General features: G+C 60.2%; 14 protein-coding genes and 1 tRNA gene. 6 read left to right on the forward strand and 9 right to left on the reverse strand.

What is annotated here, in order from left to right; genetic code table 11:
- Positions 1 to 51: 51 nt before the first annotated feature.
- The 4 genes from C1T17_RS11605 to C1T17_RS11620 all read right to left on the reverse strand — a co-directional run bounded on the left by C1T17_RS11605 (position 52) and on the right by C1T17_RS11620 (position 3,068).
- On the reverse strand, positions 52 to 609 hold the full coding sequence (locus C1T17_RS11605; RefSeq protein WP_104953583.1) for a fasciclin domain-containing protein: 558 nt from the start codon (positions 607 to 609) through the stop codon (positions 52 to 54).
- Between the two features lie 144 nt (positions 610 to 753).
- A complete protein-coding gene (locus tag C1T17_RS11610) occupies positions 754 to 1,491 on the reverse strand; it encodes an anti-sigma factor domain-containing protein (RefSeq protein ID WP_104953584.1) in 738 nt (245 codons plus the stop codon).
- Positions 1,484 to 2,062 (reverse strand): sigma-70 family RNA polymerase sigma factor, encoded by a 579-nt coding sequence (locus tag C1T17_RS11615; protein ID WP_223262562.1) that lies wholly within the window; start codon positions 2,060 to 2,062, stop codon positions 1,484 to 1,486. The genes C1T17_RS11610 and C1T17_RS11615 overlap by 8 nt, the downstream gene beginning before the upstream one ends.
- A 31-nt stretch (positions 2,063 to 2,093) precedes the next feature.
- Positions 2,094 to 3,068: a threonine/serine dehydratase gene (locus C1T17_RS11620; protein ID WP_189338319.1), complete on the reverse strand. Its 975-nt coding sequence runs from the start codon at positions 3,066 to 3,068 to the stop codon at positions 2,094 to 2,096.
- A 60-nt stretch (positions 3,069 to 3,128) separates the two neighbouring features.
- Between C1T17_RS11620 and C1T17_RS11625 the strand changes: the two genes are divergently transcribed.
- The 3 genes from C1T17_RS11625 (at position 3,129) to C1T17_RS11635 (ending at position 6,865) form a co-directional block, all read left to right on the forward strand.
- Positions 3,129 to 4,334 carry a saccharopine dehydrogenase family protein gene (locus C1T17_RS11625; protein WP_104953587.1) on the forward strand — a complete coding sequence of 402 codons (1,206 nt, stop codon included), beginning with the start codon at positions 3,129 to 3,131 and terminating at the stop codon, positions 4,332 to 4,334.
- A gap of 29 nt (positions 4,335 to 4,363) precedes the next feature.
- Positions 4,364 to 5,536 carry a carboxynorspermidine decarboxylase gene (locus C1T17_RS11630; protein ID WP_104953588.1) on the forward strand — a complete coding sequence of 391 codons (1,173 nt, stop codon included), beginning with the start codon at positions 4,364 to 4,366 and terminating at the stop codon, positions 5,534 to 5,536.
- A gap of 135 nt (positions 5,537 to 5,671) precedes the next feature.
- Positions 5,672 to 6,865: a type III PLP-dependent enzyme gene (locus tag C1T17_RS11635; protein ID WP_104953589.1), complete on the forward strand. Its 1,194-nt coding sequence runs from the start codon at positions 5,672 to 5,674 to the stop codon at positions 6,863 to 6,865.
- 198 nt (positions 6,866 to 7,063) lie between these two features.
- Here C1T17_RS11635 and C1T17_RS11640 read toward each other — a convergent pair whose 3' ends face one another.
- The 3 genes from C1T17_RS11640 to C1T17_RS11650 all read right to left on the reverse strand — a co-directional run bounded on the left by C1T17_RS11640 (position 7,064) and on the right by C1T17_RS11650 (position 8,510).
- A complete protein-coding gene (locus C1T17_RS11640; protein WP_104952841.1) occupies positions 7,064 to 7,480 on the reverse strand; it encodes a DUF4279 domain-containing protein in 417 nt (138 codons plus the stop codon).
- A 62-nt stretch (positions 7,481 to 7,542) separates the two neighbouring features.
- Positions 7,543 to 8,265 (reverse strand): hypothetical protein, encoded by a 723-nt coding sequence (locus tag C1T17_RS11645; protein ID WP_104953590.1) that lies wholly within the window; start codon positions 8,263 to 8,265, stop codon positions 7,543 to 7,545.
- 155 nt (positions 8,266 to 8,420) lie between these two features.
- Positions 8,421 to 8,510, reverse strand: a tRNA-Ser gene (locus tag C1T17_RS11650).
- Positions 8,511 to 8,653: 143 nt separating this feature from the next.
- On the opposite strand from C1T17_RS11650, the gene hspQ reads away from it, so the two are divergent.
- Positions 8,654 to 9,028 carry a heat shock protein HspQ gene (hspQ, locus tag C1T17_RS11655; protein WP_104953591.1) on the forward strand — a complete coding sequence of 125 codons (375 nt, stop codon included), beginning with the start codon at positions 8,654 to 8,656 and terminating at the stop codon, positions 9,026 to 9,028.
- Between the two features lie 9 nt (positions 9,029 to 9,037).
- Here the strand turns inward: hspQ and C1T17_RS11660 are convergent, their stop codons facing one another.
- A complete protein-coding gene (locus C1T17_RS11660) occupies positions 9,038 to 9,898 on the reverse strand; it encodes an ABC transporter permease (RefSeq protein ID WP_104955176.1) in 861 nt (286 codons plus the stop codon).
- A gap of 110 nt (positions 9,899 to 10,008) precedes the next feature.
- Between C1T17_RS11660 and C1T17_RS11665 the strand changes: the two genes are divergently transcribed.
- Positions 10,009 to 10,689, forward strand: coding sequence for a GcrA family cell cycle regulator (locus C1T17_RS11665; protein WP_104953592.1), 681 nt, complete (start codon positions 10,009 to 10,011; stop codon positions 10,687 to 10,689).
- A gap of 106 nt (positions 10,690 to 10,795) precedes the next feature.
- Here C1T17_RS11665 and C1T17_RS11670 read toward each other — a convergent pair whose 3' ends face one another.
- Positions 10,796 to 11,653, reverse strand: a complete 858-nt coding sequence (locus tag C1T17_RS11670; protein ID WP_104955177.1) for an outer membrane protein — start codon at positions 11,651 to 11,653, stop codon at positions 10,796 to 10,798.
- Between the two features lie 151 nt (positions 11,654 to 11,804).
- Between C1T17_RS11670 and parE the strand changes: the two genes are divergently transcribed.
- Positions 11,805 to 13,784 carry a DNA topoisomerase IV subunit B gene (gene parE, locus C1T17_RS11675; protein ID WP_104953593.1) on the forward strand — a complete coding sequence of 660 codons (1,980 nt, stop codon included), beginning with the start codon at positions 11,805 to 11,807 and terminating at the stop codon, positions 13,782 to 13,784.
- The last annotated feature ends 44 nt before the right edge of the window (positions 13,785 to 13,828 follow it).

The following is a 13,828-nucleotide window of genomic DNA, read 5'->3' on the forward strand; positions in this document are numbered from 1 at the left end:
GGAAATGTCGGCGGGCTCGCAACATTCCAAAGCGTCAGGTCATCGTCAGGTTCAGGGCATCAGAACCGTATCGACGACATGGATCACGCCATTGGACTGCATCACGTTGGGGATGGTGATCTTCGACTTGCCGCCTTTGGCGTCGGTCAGATACCAATCGCCCTTTTCCTTCGAAACCATCAGCATTTCGCCTTGCACGGTGGTCAGGTGCGCCATGCCATTGCTGGCCTTCGCCTGCTTCTCGATGTCGGCGGCGGTCAATCGGCCGGGCACGACATGATAGGTAAGGATGTTCGTAAGCGCCGCCTTGTTCTCGGGCTTCACGAGCGTTTCGACGGTGCCGGCGGGCAGCTTTACGAACGCAGCGTTCGTCGGCGCGAATACGGTGAACGGACCCGGTCCTTTAAGCGTCTCTACCAGCCCCGCGGCCTGTACAGCCGCGACGAGAGTCGTGTGATCCTTTGAATTGACAGCGTTATCGACGATGTCCTTCGTCGGGTACATTGCAGCACCGCCGACCATCGGGTTCTTGGCGTAGGCGACGGTGCCGCTGGCGAGCAGCATCGCGCCAGCAAGCGAGAGCGAAAGCTTGAAGAGGGTGGATTTCATCTGAAGGCGTCCTTCCTGTGTCGCACCCGGTTGCCGGATGCTGCGAAGATACGCGCCTAGACGCCGGAAGGATGCGCTTGGCCGCCTATATATGTTGTTGCAGTTCGATGACGAGCGCACCGTCCCGGCCGCCGTCGGGAAGACTCAGATGATGGTGATCTTGCCCGCGGCCACTGGCGCGCTGCTTGGCGCTTCATGCGGCACGGCGGCGGCAGGCTCCATCGTGATGGCCAGGGTCACGCCATCCTCCAGCATCACGCGCATCTTTGGCGACACCGCCATCCGCGTCGTACCCGTGGTGGCTATGAAGCCAAGCGAGCGTGGCTTGCCATCGGCCGGTATCACCCAAAGCTCCGGCACCAGTGCGCCCTGCGGCATATTGTCGGCACGCAGCTTCAACTGTGCCGTGGCGGCGTCGTAGCGAGCTACGACCATCATGTCCGCCTTGGGACTGACCATTTGGGCGACAGCGAGTTGCGGAGCCGCTTGTGCGACCTGCGGCGCATCGACCGACGGAGAATCGGGCGCACGGAACAACAGCACCAGCGCCAGCGACGCCGCAAGCGCGCCCGACAGCAGCGCCCCGGTTTTCCAAGCCATCAACTTCGCGTGCAACCCGGCATCCCGGCTAATGTCGTTCGGTCCGTCTAGCCGCGCCGCAATGCCGTTCCACACATTTGCAGGAGGCGCATGCTCCCCATAATTCAGGTGCAGAGGTGCAAAGCGTGCTTCCCACGCTGCAACTTCGGCTGCGAAGGCTGCGTCGGAAAGCTGAAGCCGCAACGCCTGCGCCTTTTCCGCACCGGTCAACATGCCGAGCGCCAATTCGGCGGCCAGCGCGTCGCGTTCGTCAGCCGAGAGGGGAGTGCCAGGCTCAGCCATCGCCCAGACATCCTTTAAGGCGCTGAAGACCGCGACGGACCCAACTCTTCATCGTGCCAAGCGGCACATCCATGCGCACCGCAAGATCGGCGTAGGTCAGGCCGTCGAAGAACGCGGCGCGAATGGCCTCGCCCTGACGGCCCTCAAGTTCGTCCAGGCAAAGGTTGATCCGGTCGCTTTGCTGCTCCCGCTCGATGGACTGGTCCGCGCGCGGGCGATCATCGGCGATGGCGTGGGCGGCGTCTTCTGGCGCAGTCACCACGCGACTCGATGATCGCTGCCAGTCAATCGCGGTGTTGCGGGCGATGGCGCACAACCAGGTAATCGGACTCGCGCGGTCCGCATCGAACCGGCCCGCACGATTCCAGACCTTTATGTACACGTCCTGCAATATGTCCTCCGCCGCTTCCCGATCGCTGGATATACGGAGACATATTCCAAATAGTTTCGCGGACGTCATTTCATAGACCTGCCGCAGGGCCGTGCGATCCTGCCGCGCCACTTGGGCCAATGCCGCGACCAGCCTGATTCTCGCCGCATCCGCTGCGGATAAGGGGTCTGCCTCGCTCACATGCGCGACCCTATAGGTCGCTGACCGCATTTCAAGCGGCGATCATCGATGCGTAAGTTTCAGGATCGACGTTGCGGCCCGAAAGCGTGATGACGGTCGCGTCATCGGGCGTCACTTTCCCGCACAGCATCGCGGCCAGCGCCACCGCTCCACCCGCTTCGAGCACGAGGCCAAGCGACGTCATGGCGACTCGCATCGCGTGAGCCACCTCCGCTTCACTGACGCTTACGCCGATAGCCCCCCGTTCCCGCAGAATGTCGAAGGTGAGCGGCGCAATCCGGAGCGTTTGGAGCGCATCGCAGCGCGTCGGCGGAGGATTGGCGGCAACCGGAACGATCTGACCCGCTCGCAGCGATTCGCCGAAATCGTTCCATCCCTCCGGCTCCACGATCGTGATCCGCGCATCCGGGAGCGCCAGCGCGCAACCGCTGGCCAAACCTCCGCCGCCGCAGCAGATCACCAGTTGCGAGGGCGCCTTGCCCGTCATCCCCTGCAACTGCGCGGCCGCTTCCAACGCAGCACTTCCCTGCCCTTCGACGATCCACGGATCATCGAAACTGGGCACGAGAGTCGCGCCTCGCTCCTCGGCAAGGCGGGCGGCTATGGCTTCCCGGCTCTCGGTCATCCGGTCATATGTGACGATATCCGCGCCCAGGCGGCGAGTCGCCTCCATCTTGGCCACCGGTGCATCGGCCGGCATCACGATAGTCGCACCGATGCTGAGCCTGCGCGCGCTCCATGCAATGCCCTGCGCATGGTTCCCGGACGAGAAAGCGACCACGCCACTGGCCTGCTCGGTCTCTGACAAATCCGATAGCCGATGCCATGCACCCCGAATCTTAAATGCGCCGATCGGCTGCAACGACTCCGCCTTGCACCAGATCGTCCGCCCCTCAATCTCCAGCGGTAGCAGCGGCGTAGGCGGCAATATGGCGGCAATCTTTTCCGCCGCGCGCTTCACCCCGGCCAAAGTGGGTGTTCGGCTCGCCAGTCTTTGCGCTGTCATTGTTCATCCCTATATGGGCGCATTCGCGCGGGTTCCGCGTTCCAAGCATGGAGCATTAGATTGAGCAAGGTCCTTGTCATCGGCGCAGGCGGCGTCGGATCGGTAGCCGTTCACAAGATGGCGCAGATCCCGGCAATTTTCAGCCAGATCACTCTCGCCAGCCGCCGCATCGCCAAGTGCGATGCGATCGCCGAATCGGTAAAGGCTCGGACAGGCGTATCCATCGCTACCGCAGAGGTCGACGCCGACGACATCGAAGCGACCGCGAACCTTGTCGAACATGTCCAGCCCGCGCTCGTCGTGAACCTCGCCCTCCCCTATCAGGATCTCTCGATCATGGAGGCGTGCCTGAAGACCGGCGTGCACTACATGGACACCGCCAACTACGAGCCGCGCGACGAAGCCAAGTTCGAATATCACTGGCAGTGGGCCTATCATGATCGCTTCAAGGAAGCGGGCATCATGGCGCTGCTGGGTTCCGGCTTCGATCCGGGCGTCACCAGCGTGTTCGCGACCTACCTCAAGAAGCATCACCTCGACACGATCGAAACGCTCGACATTCTCGATTGCAACGGCGGCGACCACGGCCAGCATTTCGCCACCAACTTCAATCCGGAAATCAACATCCGCGAAGTCACCGCCGTCGCCCGCCATTGGGAGAATGGCGATTGGGTGGAAACCCCGCCCTTGAGCCACAAGCAGAGCTTCGACTTCGAGCAGGTCGGCCAGAAGAACATGTACCTGATGTACCATGAAGAACTGGAGTCGCTGAAAACCCATCTCCCTGAGATTCAGCGCATCCGCTTCTGGATGACCTTCGGAGATGCGTATCTCAAGCATCTAGAAGTACTACAGAATGTCGGCATGACTCGCATCGATCCAGTGATCTACGAAGGCAAGGAAATCATCCCGCTCCAGTTCCTGAAAGCCGTGCTGCCCGAGCCTTCCTCGCTCGGCGAAACGACCAAGGGCAAGACCAACATCGGCGACATCGCGACCGGCACCAAGGATGGCGAAGCAAAGACCTTCTACATCTGGAACGTGTGCGACCATGAAGAAGCCTATGCCGAAACCGGCAATCAGGCAGTGAGCTACACCACTGGCGTCCCCGCGATGATCGGCGCGGCAATGATCCTGACCGGTGCATGGAATGCTGCGGGCGTCTTCAACATGGAGCAGTTCGATCCCGATCCCTTCATGGACATGCTGAACACGCACGGCCTGCCTTGGCAGGTCAAGGAACTGGACGGCCCGCTAGCGTTCTAAGGCCCGCCAGCCCTCAAGGATAAGAACAAATGGAAACCAGAGCCGGCGACCCCGGAGCCTTCGCGCATTTCGACTTGAATCGCGTGCCTTCGCCCACCTTTGTAGTGGACGAGGCCGCGGTGCGCCGGAACCTCGCGATCCTGAAGGACGTGCGTGATCGTGCGGGCATCCGGATGCTCGGCGCGTTAAAGGCTTTCTCGATGTGGTCGCTCGGCAGCGTCATCGGCGAATATCTCGACGGCGTCTGCGCATCCGGCATCTACGAAGCCCGCCTCGGCCGTGACCACTACAAAGGCGAAGTCGCGACCTACTGCGCCGGCTACAAGGCCGAAGACCTGCCGGAAATCTTCCGCATCTCCGATCACGTGATCTTCAACAGCCCCTATCAGATTGCCCGCTTCAAGCCGCAGATCGACGCGGCCCGCCGCGCGGGCGAAAGTTTCGACATCGGCCTGCGCATCAACCCGCTCCATGCCGAGGGCGAAGTCGCGAAATACGACCCCTGCCAGCCGCACAGTCGCCTCGGCTTCCCCCTCGACCAGTTGAAGCCCGAACATCTGGAAGGGGTATCCGGCCTTCACTTCCACAGCCTGTGCGAGCAGGACTTCCTGCCGCTCGAACGGACGTGGCGCGTCGTGGAGCCGTTCATCGCGCAATATTTCGGGCAACTGGAATGGCTCAACTTCGGCGGCGGCCACCACATCACGCGCGCTGATTACCAGCGCGATTCGCTCATCGAATTCCTGCAACAGATCAGACAGGAAACCGGCCTCACTCTCTATCTGGAACCCGGCGAAGCGATGGCGCTCGACGCGGGCATCCTCGTCGGCGAGGTGCTGGACGTGATCGACAACGGCATGCCCGTCGCCATCACCGACATCTCCGCCACATGCCACATGCCCGACGTGATCGAGGCACCCTACCGCCCCGCCATGCTCGGCGAGTTGGCGGACGGCGTCGCGACGCGCCTTGGCGGCCCATCCTGCCTCGCAGGCGACATCATCGGCGACTATCGCCTTCCCGGCACGGCTGAACCCGGCACGCGGATCGCTTTCCTCGATCAGGCGCATTACTCGATGGTGAAGACCAACACCTTCAACGGCGTGCCCCTGCCGAGCATCTATTTGTGGAACAGCGAAACCGATGATCTCAAGGAAATCCGCAGCTTTGGCTATGCAGATTTCAAGTCGCGCCTTTCATGACAGTCGGGTTACAAGTTTTTTCATAACAGCGCTTTACAGGGGGGGGCACTGGCCATATATCGGCCATCCGCTGCCCCATGGGACTTCCACCGCAAGGCAGCTTTTTACCTTGAACTACACTGGAGGTCCCTTGAATTGTACGAGCATCCCAGCGCGCTGGGGGTAGCAATTGCCCTCAAACCGGCGGCCCCGGTAACGCTTATTCGCCCGCAGGCAGCCGCCCGCGCCGCCCAATTCTTCTCTGAGAAGTTTCCGGGGCGCTCGCTGTACGCCGTAAAGGCCAATCCCTCGCCGGACCTGCTCCGGACGTTGTGGGATAGCGGAATCACGCATTACGACGTCGCCTCTATTGTGGAGGTGCGCCTCGTCGCGCAGACGCTGCCGGACGCCAAGCTGTGCTTCATGCATCCGGTGAAGGCCGAAGAAGCCATTGCCGAGGCATACCACACGCATGGCGTGCGCACCTTCTCGCTCGATACCGTCGATGAACTCGAAAAGATCATGCGCGCCACCAACGACGCCACCGATCTGGAACTCTGCGTCCGCCTCCGCGTGTCTTCCGACTACGCCGAACTCAGCCTTGCATCGAAATTCGGCGCGGAAGTCGGCGAGACCAAGGAACTGCTGATGGCCACCCGTCAAGCAGCGGACGCGCTCGGCATCTGCTTCCATGTCGGCAGCCAAGCGATGAGCCCGCACGCCTACACCCAGGCCATCGAGCGCGTCCGCGCCGCGATCGTCGAGGCAGCCGTTACCGTGGACATCATCGATGTCGGCGGCGGCTTCCCCTCGATCTATCCCGGCATGGAACCGCCCGCGCTGGAACTGTATTTCGACGCGATCCATCGCGGCTTCGAAAGCCTGCCGGTGTCCTACTCGTCGGAACTCTGGTGTGAGCCGGGTCGTGCGTTGTCAGCCGAATACAGCTCACTGATCGTCCGCGTGGAGCGCCGCCGTGGCGACGAACTCTACATCAACGACGGTGCCTACGGCGCACTGTTCGACGCCGCGCACATCGGCTGGCGCTTCCCGGTCACGCTGCTGCGCGAGGAAGAAAGCGCCGCAGAAACCAAGGGCTTCAGCTTCTACGGCCCCACCTGCGACGACATGGACCACATGGTTGGCCCCTTCATGCTGCCCGCAGACGTGCAGGTCGGCGACTATATCGAGATCGGCATGCTCGGCGCCTATGGCTGCGCGATGCGGACGGTGTTCAACGGTTTCTCATCAGAAACCATCGTAGCGGTGGACGACGAACCGATGGCCAGCCTGTATCGCGAAGAGGTGGAAGCCCCCCGTCGCGCGAATGTGGTTAAGCTGGGCCAGTAGGGTTCAGGCCTTACCGAAAAATCTCCAGCCCCCGCCCCAACCGGCGGGGGCTTCTTACAATCCGCATGCACCACACTCACCCTCAATCAGCGAAGGCTGGGCTCTCAGGCGATCACAGGATAAGCTGCCGGACGGCTATCGACCAATTTTGGTCGCTCTGCTTATCTAGCCTTGATGCCAAAAGCGGACTTCGGGAAATTATTCGGAGGCAGTGTGGGCATAGAGGTCAAAATCTATGGCAAGCCCGCGCGCCGATAGTGCGCCTAAGGTCTGAGGAGCCAACGTGATCCCGCCGGTCCAATCAACGAAATATCCGCCAACACTCATGTAGCAGTGGTAGCGCGCAGTAAGATATTTCCATACTTCGAGGTCATCCGTCAGCCTTGCTAACAGCGTTGATATTTGGTCATTGAGATCGACAGGAGTGTTCCAGTCACCACCAAGCTGCCACTTTCCAGTGCTCGCTTCGGTACATTTTCCGTGGCTACCAAGAAATTTCTCGCCTTTCGCAACCCCCAAGCGTGGCTCTGCACCCAACAGGGCTGTAATTTCTGATGGGACGAGATCATCCTCGTCGATCAACAAAGATACGCTGGCTCGTTGTAGATTATCCATCGCCTTTCCTACCCCGCATTATCGCAAGCGGGAAGCCATTCAGCGGCAGCTATCTCCGATGCTCAGCCCAATACCGGACGTTCCGCTCCCCACCCAAAGCTGTCCAATGGGTATGCTTCCTGAACGCTTTGGACCCGAATGGCGTTTTCACCCCACGCAGTAAGCTCCACCATCGCGTTCCGGTTTAGCCCAAACATTTCTGGCTCTTGGACAGAAATCTTTAGATATTTTAATTCAGGAAGGTCATCCAAGATAGCCTCAAACTCATCGGCATATATGTTCTTCTCGTTACCCTTGTCATTGAACGTGACAACAGCGCGCTTTTGCGAGAAATCCTTGACCAGCTGGGCAATGAGGCTCCGCACATCATCCGCATACAGGCGGATCGCTCCCATAGATCGGGAAGAAGTATTCATTTGTTCGGGGATTGCACCGGGGTTTGTCGAACGAACTTGATAAGCGTGAGGCCAAAGTTGGTAGGTGCCACCCGTTCCAATCGTGGTGGACCATTCGCCGTCTATCCTGCCTTCAGGCGTAAGCGCCCCAACAACCGTTAGCTCCCCAACAACTGTTCCCTCAGGAATCTCTCCTTGAGGCTTGCCATCTAACGTTAGTGTCCCCGCTTCGAAGCTACCAGTCACGTCATAAACAATCACGCCGTGTTGGTTGTCGCTTAGCCGAATCAAACCGGTAAGCGCGTTATCCTCGCCGTTTAGCGAAACCGAAACATTACCGATGTTTGTTCCGTAAACGTGACCGTTCCAATTTTTCCCGACATTAGCCATGCAATCCCCCTTGCTCGGAAGCTACCGGGACGTAGGCAGTTCGCCAAGCAAAAGGAACATTCAATCCTGGTCGAATCGTTATGTTGGTCATGATGTTGGGCGGATTAGATGTCACGCCATTTTATTCAGTGAAATCAGTAGCTTATTTAGCTAGATGGCGGAGAGGGAGGGATTCGAACCCTCGGTACCGTTGCCGGCACGCCGCATTTCGAGTGCGGTGCATTCGACCACTCTGCCACCTCTCCGCGAGGTATACGGGTTCAAGCTGGCATCTGCAGCCCGGCCCGGATTAGTCGAGGGGCGGGCATTAGCGAATGAAAGTGGCTTTGCCAAGCAGTGCTGTCGCCATTTTTCTTGCCTGCCCATCGCGCGCCACTACATATGTGTCATGAACAGCATAAATCCCCTTGGCGCGCTTGCCGCTCGCAATGCTCCCCCTGTCGCGCACGCCCGATTCTGCATCGGCGATGTGGTGCAACATCGCCTGTTCGGGTTCCGCGGTGTGGTGTTTGACGTTGATCCGGTCTTCTCGAACACCGAAGAATGGTTTGAAGCGATTCCGGAAGACGTCCGGCCCGACCGTAATCAGCCTTTCTACCATCTGCTCGCCGAAAATGGCGAGGCGAGCTATGTCGCCTATGTCAGCCAACAGAACTTGGTCGAGGACGAAAGCCTTGAGCCTGTCGATCATCCGGCCATCTCACGGCTGTTTGAGGACTATGCCGACGGGAAGTACAATCTCCGCTCCGTCCACCGGCATTGATCCTGCCGCTTATGCCTTGATCTTCCAACCTGTGCGCAGAAGCCGGTAGGTTACCGCACCCAGTAGCAGGTTGAGCAACAGGATCACGACCGTCCCCGCCATCACGTCGGTATCAGCCACCGCCAGGAAGCCATAGCGGAAGCCCGAGATGATGTAGAAGAACGGGTTGGCGTGGCTGATGACCTGAAACGCTGGCAGCAGGCGGTCGATGGAGTAGAACGTACCTGAGAGCAACGTCAGCGGCGCGATGAAGAAATTGGTGACTGCCGCCGCATGATCGAACTTTTCGGCCCATATCGACGTCAGCACGCCCATGAAGGCGACCAGCGACGCGCCGAGGATACCGAACCAGATGATTGCCCAGGGGTGGACCGGCGTCACATCGACACCGGGCCATATCGCCATCGCCAGCCACACAGCAAAGCCGAGCATACAGGCACGCGTCACCGAAGAAGCGACTAACGCGAACAACAACTCCCCCGTTGAAATAGGCGGCATCAGATAATCGATCAGCGTCCCCTGTATCTTGCCGACGAGGAGCGAAAAGCTGCTGTTCGCGAAACTGGCGTTCAACATGCCCATTACGATGAGGCCCGGCGCGATGAAGTCGGCAAAGGGCACGCCCAGCACGGTCCGCCGTCCGCCGCCGAGCGCTACGGTGAAGATGACGAGATAGAGGAGAGTCGTGACCGAAGGCGCCCAGACGGTTTGCAACTGCACCTTCATGAACCGCCGCACCTCCTTGACGTAGAGCGCACGGGTGCCTGCCCAGTTCACATTCCGGATAACGGGGACGCCCGGCTCGGAGCGAATGGCGGAGAGCGGCATGGAAGTAGCGACGGGGTCGCCATTTTGGGACTGGTCGTTCATGATCGGATCGCCTATCGAGTGCCGCTTGGCGCCGCAAGCGCTGTTTTGTGAATTGAAGGAGGCAATGATACTTCCCATATTCATCAAGACAAATAACAAGGAGCATCTAATTGTCCTGGACCGACGAACGCATCGACCAACTGAAGGCGATGTGGGAAAAAGGAATGACCGCCAGCCAGATTGCTGAAGAGCTTGGTGGCGTGAGTCGCAATGCGGTGATCGGCAAGGCGCATCGTCTGGGGCTTCAATCGCGTCCCTCGCCGGTTAAGGCGAACGAGACCGTCCGCAAGAAAGTGGTGGCCCCTGTCCGGAAGCCTGACGCCGCGCCGGTAGAGGATGTCAAGGATGTGACGCCCGCGGCGCCCATTATGCCGGCGCCCGTTACCGTTGCGACGCCCAGTGTCACGACGAACGATGACGCTGCGACAGATGCACCACCTGCCGCTCCACCTCCGCCCCGCATTGTGTCCGTCGGCCCCGGCGGCTTCCTGCGGCAAGGGCCCGGCGATCAGCAGGCGCCCATTCCCCCTGCCCCGCCCCGCCGTCTCGTACCTGCCAAGCCGAGCGCTGAGATTGCGGACAAGACATCGCTGCTCGATCTGACCGAACGGATCTGCAAATGGCCGATCGGTCATCCGGGCGAGCCGGACTTCCACTTCTGCGGCGAGAAGGTGAACCCCGGCTTCCCCTATTGCGTGGAGCATTGCGGCCGTGCCTATCAGGCACAATTGCCGCGCGGCACGCGTCGCGCACCCCCGCCCCTGCCCTTTGGCGGGCCGCGGGTTCGCTAAGCATCGGAATGCCAAAATGATAAGGGCCGCACCAATCAGGTGCGGCCCTTATCATTCCTCAAAGTTAGCCCGGTCGCTGGCTTCCCCAACGACCGGACCGATCTAGTTAGAAGCGGAAACTGGCGGTTGCTTGCACGCTATGATTTTCGAACCGGTCGCTGGTGCGCTGCATGTTCGTGGTGCCTGACGTGAAGGCCGGGTTTACGAACGGGTTGTTCGCCGCCGCCGCGCCACGTGTTACGTTGACCGTATAACCGTCATCATTGAAACGCGTATACTTGTACAGCACGCCGATCGAGAAGTTCTGCGCGACCTTCTGCTCGATGCCGCCACCGGCAGTCCATCCGAAGTCCTTGTCGCTCCGGTTCGTTTCCGTAAAATTGTTCAAGCCGTTGCTTGTGACGAAGCTGTTCTTGATCTTGCCATAGGCAAGGCCGCCCGTTCCATAGATCAATGTTCCGGTCGGCAGCGCATAGCCCGCACGCAGACGGGCCGCGCCGTCCCAGCTCAGTTTGCGCGTAAGCGTGTAGAACGCAGGCGTAGTACTGAATGCGCTGACGCTGTTCTGGATGTAGCTTTTGCCACCTTCAACTACGCCACCAACCACGAAGTTGCCGATTTGATAGTCATAGCCCGCATGCACTTTCCATGCGGTGCGGCCATCCTTGTCGCTGGTGCAGCTGCTGGGCGAAGATCCAAGCGCGCGACCACGGCAGAAGCCTGGGGAGAACGCGTCATCGCCCGACGGCAAACGCACTCTGTCACCATAATTGCCATCGCTGTTCGTGTCGAAGGTCACGACTTCCCGCGTGTCACGGTCGAAATTCGGCTGCCAGCCATAGCCTAATGATCCGCCCACATAAGGGCCGGTCCAATTCTGGGCGTCGTCGGTCGATTGCGCCAAGGCGGGAGTTGCGGCAGCGATGGCCAGCGCGCCTAGCGATACTGTCAGCAGAGTCTTCATGCACATAGTCCTTTTGATTTGTCTAAGTAGGGACGCCACAGATACGAACGGTCGTCGCCGTCGGTTTCATGAACCTCACACAACAACATAAACTGTTGCTCTACGGCCACAGACCTTGCGCAGCGGCTTGCCCCGACCCTATAGCTGATCCATGGCAGACGACCTTTTCGCCGGCGGCGCGCCCTCACCCTCCGGTTCTTACGATGCATCCTCGATCGAAGTGCTGGAGGGCCTGGAACCCGTCCGCCGCCGCCCCGGCATGTATATTGGCGGGACGGACGAACGCGCCTTCCATCATCTGGCTTCCGAAGTGCTCGACAACGCTATGGACGAGGCCGTTGCGGGCTTCGCCACGCGCATCGAAATCCAGTTGGAGGCGGGGAACCGGCTCAGCATTACTGATAATGGTCGCGGAATTCCCGTAGACCCGCATCCGAAATTCCCGGATCAGTCTGCGCTGGAAGTCATCATGACGACGCTGCATTCGGGCGGCAAGTTCAGCGACAAGGCCTATGCTACATCCGGCGGCCTGCACGGGGTCGGCATCAGCGTCGTCAATGCGCTTTCGCTCGAAACCATTGTAGAGGTCGCGCGCAACAAGGAACTATATCGCCAGAGCTTTTCCAAGGGTCTGAAGCTTGGGCCGTTGGAGAAGGTCGGCGCGGCACCGAACCGGCGCGGCACATCAGTCAGCTTCATTCCGGACAGCGAAATCTTCGGCGAAATGAAGTTCAAGCCGGCGCGGCTGCATAAGCTGGCGCGATCGAAAGCCTATCTGTTCGCGGGCGTGGAAATCCGCTGGAAATGCGATCCTACGCTCCTGACGGACGATACGCCCGCTGAAGCCGTGTTCCAGTTTCCCGGGGGCCTCGCCGATCATCTGAAGGAGCAGGTAGGAGACCGCGAATGCGCGACGACCAGTTTCTTTTCGGGCAGCCAGGATTTCCCATCGAACGCGGGACGGGTCGAATGGGCGATCGCCTGGCCCCTATGGTCGGACGGAAGCTATAGCTGGTATTGCAACACCATTCCGACGCCCGATGGCGGCACGCACGAAGCGGGCCTGCGCACTGCGATCGTGAAGGGCATCCGGGCATTTGGCGATCTGGTCGGGCAGAAGAAGGCGAAGGACATACAGGCGGAGGACATCATGTCCGGCTGCGAAGTCATGCTCTCCGTCTTCATCCGCGATCCGCAGTTTCAGAGCCAGACGAAGGACCGCCTCACCTCGCCCGAGGCCGCGCGGCTGGTCGAGAATGCCGTCCGCGATCATTTCGATCATTTCCTTTCGGACCAGATGGATCGCGGCAAGGCGCTGCTGGCCTATGTGCTCGACCGTATGGACGAGCGGCTGCGGCGGAAGCAGGAAAAGGAAGTCAAACGCAAAACCGCGACTTCAGCGCGCAAGCTGCGCCTCCCGGGCAAACTCACCGACTGTTCGGCGGACGCGCCGCAAGGCACCGAAATCTTTATCGTCGAAGGCGACAGCGCAGGTGGATCGGCCAAGCAGGCGCGCGACCGAAAGACGCAGGCGATCCTGCCAATCCGGGGCAAGATCCTGAACGTGGCGTCGGCCACCAGCGCAAAGATCCTCGCCAATCAGGAAATCGCCGACCTTATTCAGGCGCTCGGCTGCGGAACGCGCAAGGACTGCAATCCTGACCATCTTCGCTATGAGCGCATCGTCATCATGACTGACGCCGACGTCGATGGCGCGCATATCGCGACGCTGCTGATGACGTTCTTCTTTCAGGAAATGACGGAACTGGTCCGCCGTGGGCATCTCCACCTCGCCCAGCCGCCGCTCTATCGCCTCGTGTCCGGGGGTAAGAGCCTCTACGCCCGCGACGATGCGCATCGGGTGCAGCTCATGAACAAAGAGTTCAAGGGCAAGAAAGTGGAAATAAGCCGCTTCAAGGGTCTCGGCGAGATGAACCCGATGCAGTTGCGCGAAACAACCATGGACCCCAAGACCCGGGGCATGATCCGCATCACCCTGCCGCAGGATTATGAAGAGCGTACCGCCGTTCGGGATCTGGTGGATCGTCTGATGGGAACCAACCCCGCACACCGCTTCGCCTTCATCCAGGAAAATGCGGCCGCCGTGGATGAGGAAGCCATTGACGCGTAGCGCAATCAAAAAAATGGGCGGCACAGTCTCCTGTGCCGCCCGAT

Source organism: Sphingobium sp. SCG-1 (assembly GCF_002953135.1).
GTDB lineage: Bacteria > Pseudomonadota > Alphaproteobacteria > Sphingomonadales > Sphingomonadaceae > Sphingobium.

What these genes read in the sequence shown, in the direction of transcription:
- C1T17_RS11610 (WP_104953584.1), bottom strand. Translation starts at nt 1,491, where the DNA reads ATGGCTGAGCCTGGCACTCCCCTCTCGGCTGACGAACGCGACGCGCTG.
- C1T17_RS11640 (WP_104952841.1), bottom strand. Translation starts at nt 7,480, where the DNA reads ATGGATAATCTACAACGAGCCAGCGTATCTTTGTTGATCGACGAGGAT.
- C1T17_RS11605 (WP_104953583.1), bottom strand. Translation starts at nt 609, where the DNA reads ATGAAATCCACCCTCTTCAAGCTTTCGCTCTCGCTTGCTGGCGCGATG.
- parE (WP_104953593.1), top strand. Translation starts at nt 11,805, where the DNA reads ATGGCAGACGACCTTTTCGCCGGCGGCGCGCCCTCACCCTCCGGTTCT.
- C1T17_RS11645 (WP_104953590.1), bottom strand. Translation starts at nt 8,265, where the DNA reads ATGGCTAATGTCGGGAAAAATTGGAACGGTCACGTTTACGGAACAAAC.
- C1T17_RS11620 (WP_189338319.1), bottom strand. Translation starts at nt 3,068, where the DNA reads ATGACAGCGCAAAGACTGGCGAGCCGAACACCCACTTTGGCCGGGGTG.
- C1T17_RS11660 (WP_104955176.1), bottom strand. Translation starts at nt 9,898, where the DNA reads ATGAACGACCAGTCCCAAAATGGCGACCCCGTCGCTACTTCCATGCCG.
- hspQ (WP_104953591.1), top strand. Translation starts at nt 8,654, where the DNA reads ATGAACAGCATAAATCCCCTTGGCGCGCTTGCCGCTCGCAATGCTCCC.
- C1T17_RS11630 (WP_104953588.1), top strand. Translation starts at nt 4,364, where the DNA reads ATGGAAACCAGAGCCGGCGACCCCGGAGCCTTCGCGCATTTCGACTTG.
- C1T17_RS11670 (WP_104955177.1), bottom strand. Translation starts at nt 11,653, where the DNA reads ATGAAGACTCTGCTGACAGTATCGCTAGGCGCGCTGGCCATCGCTGCC.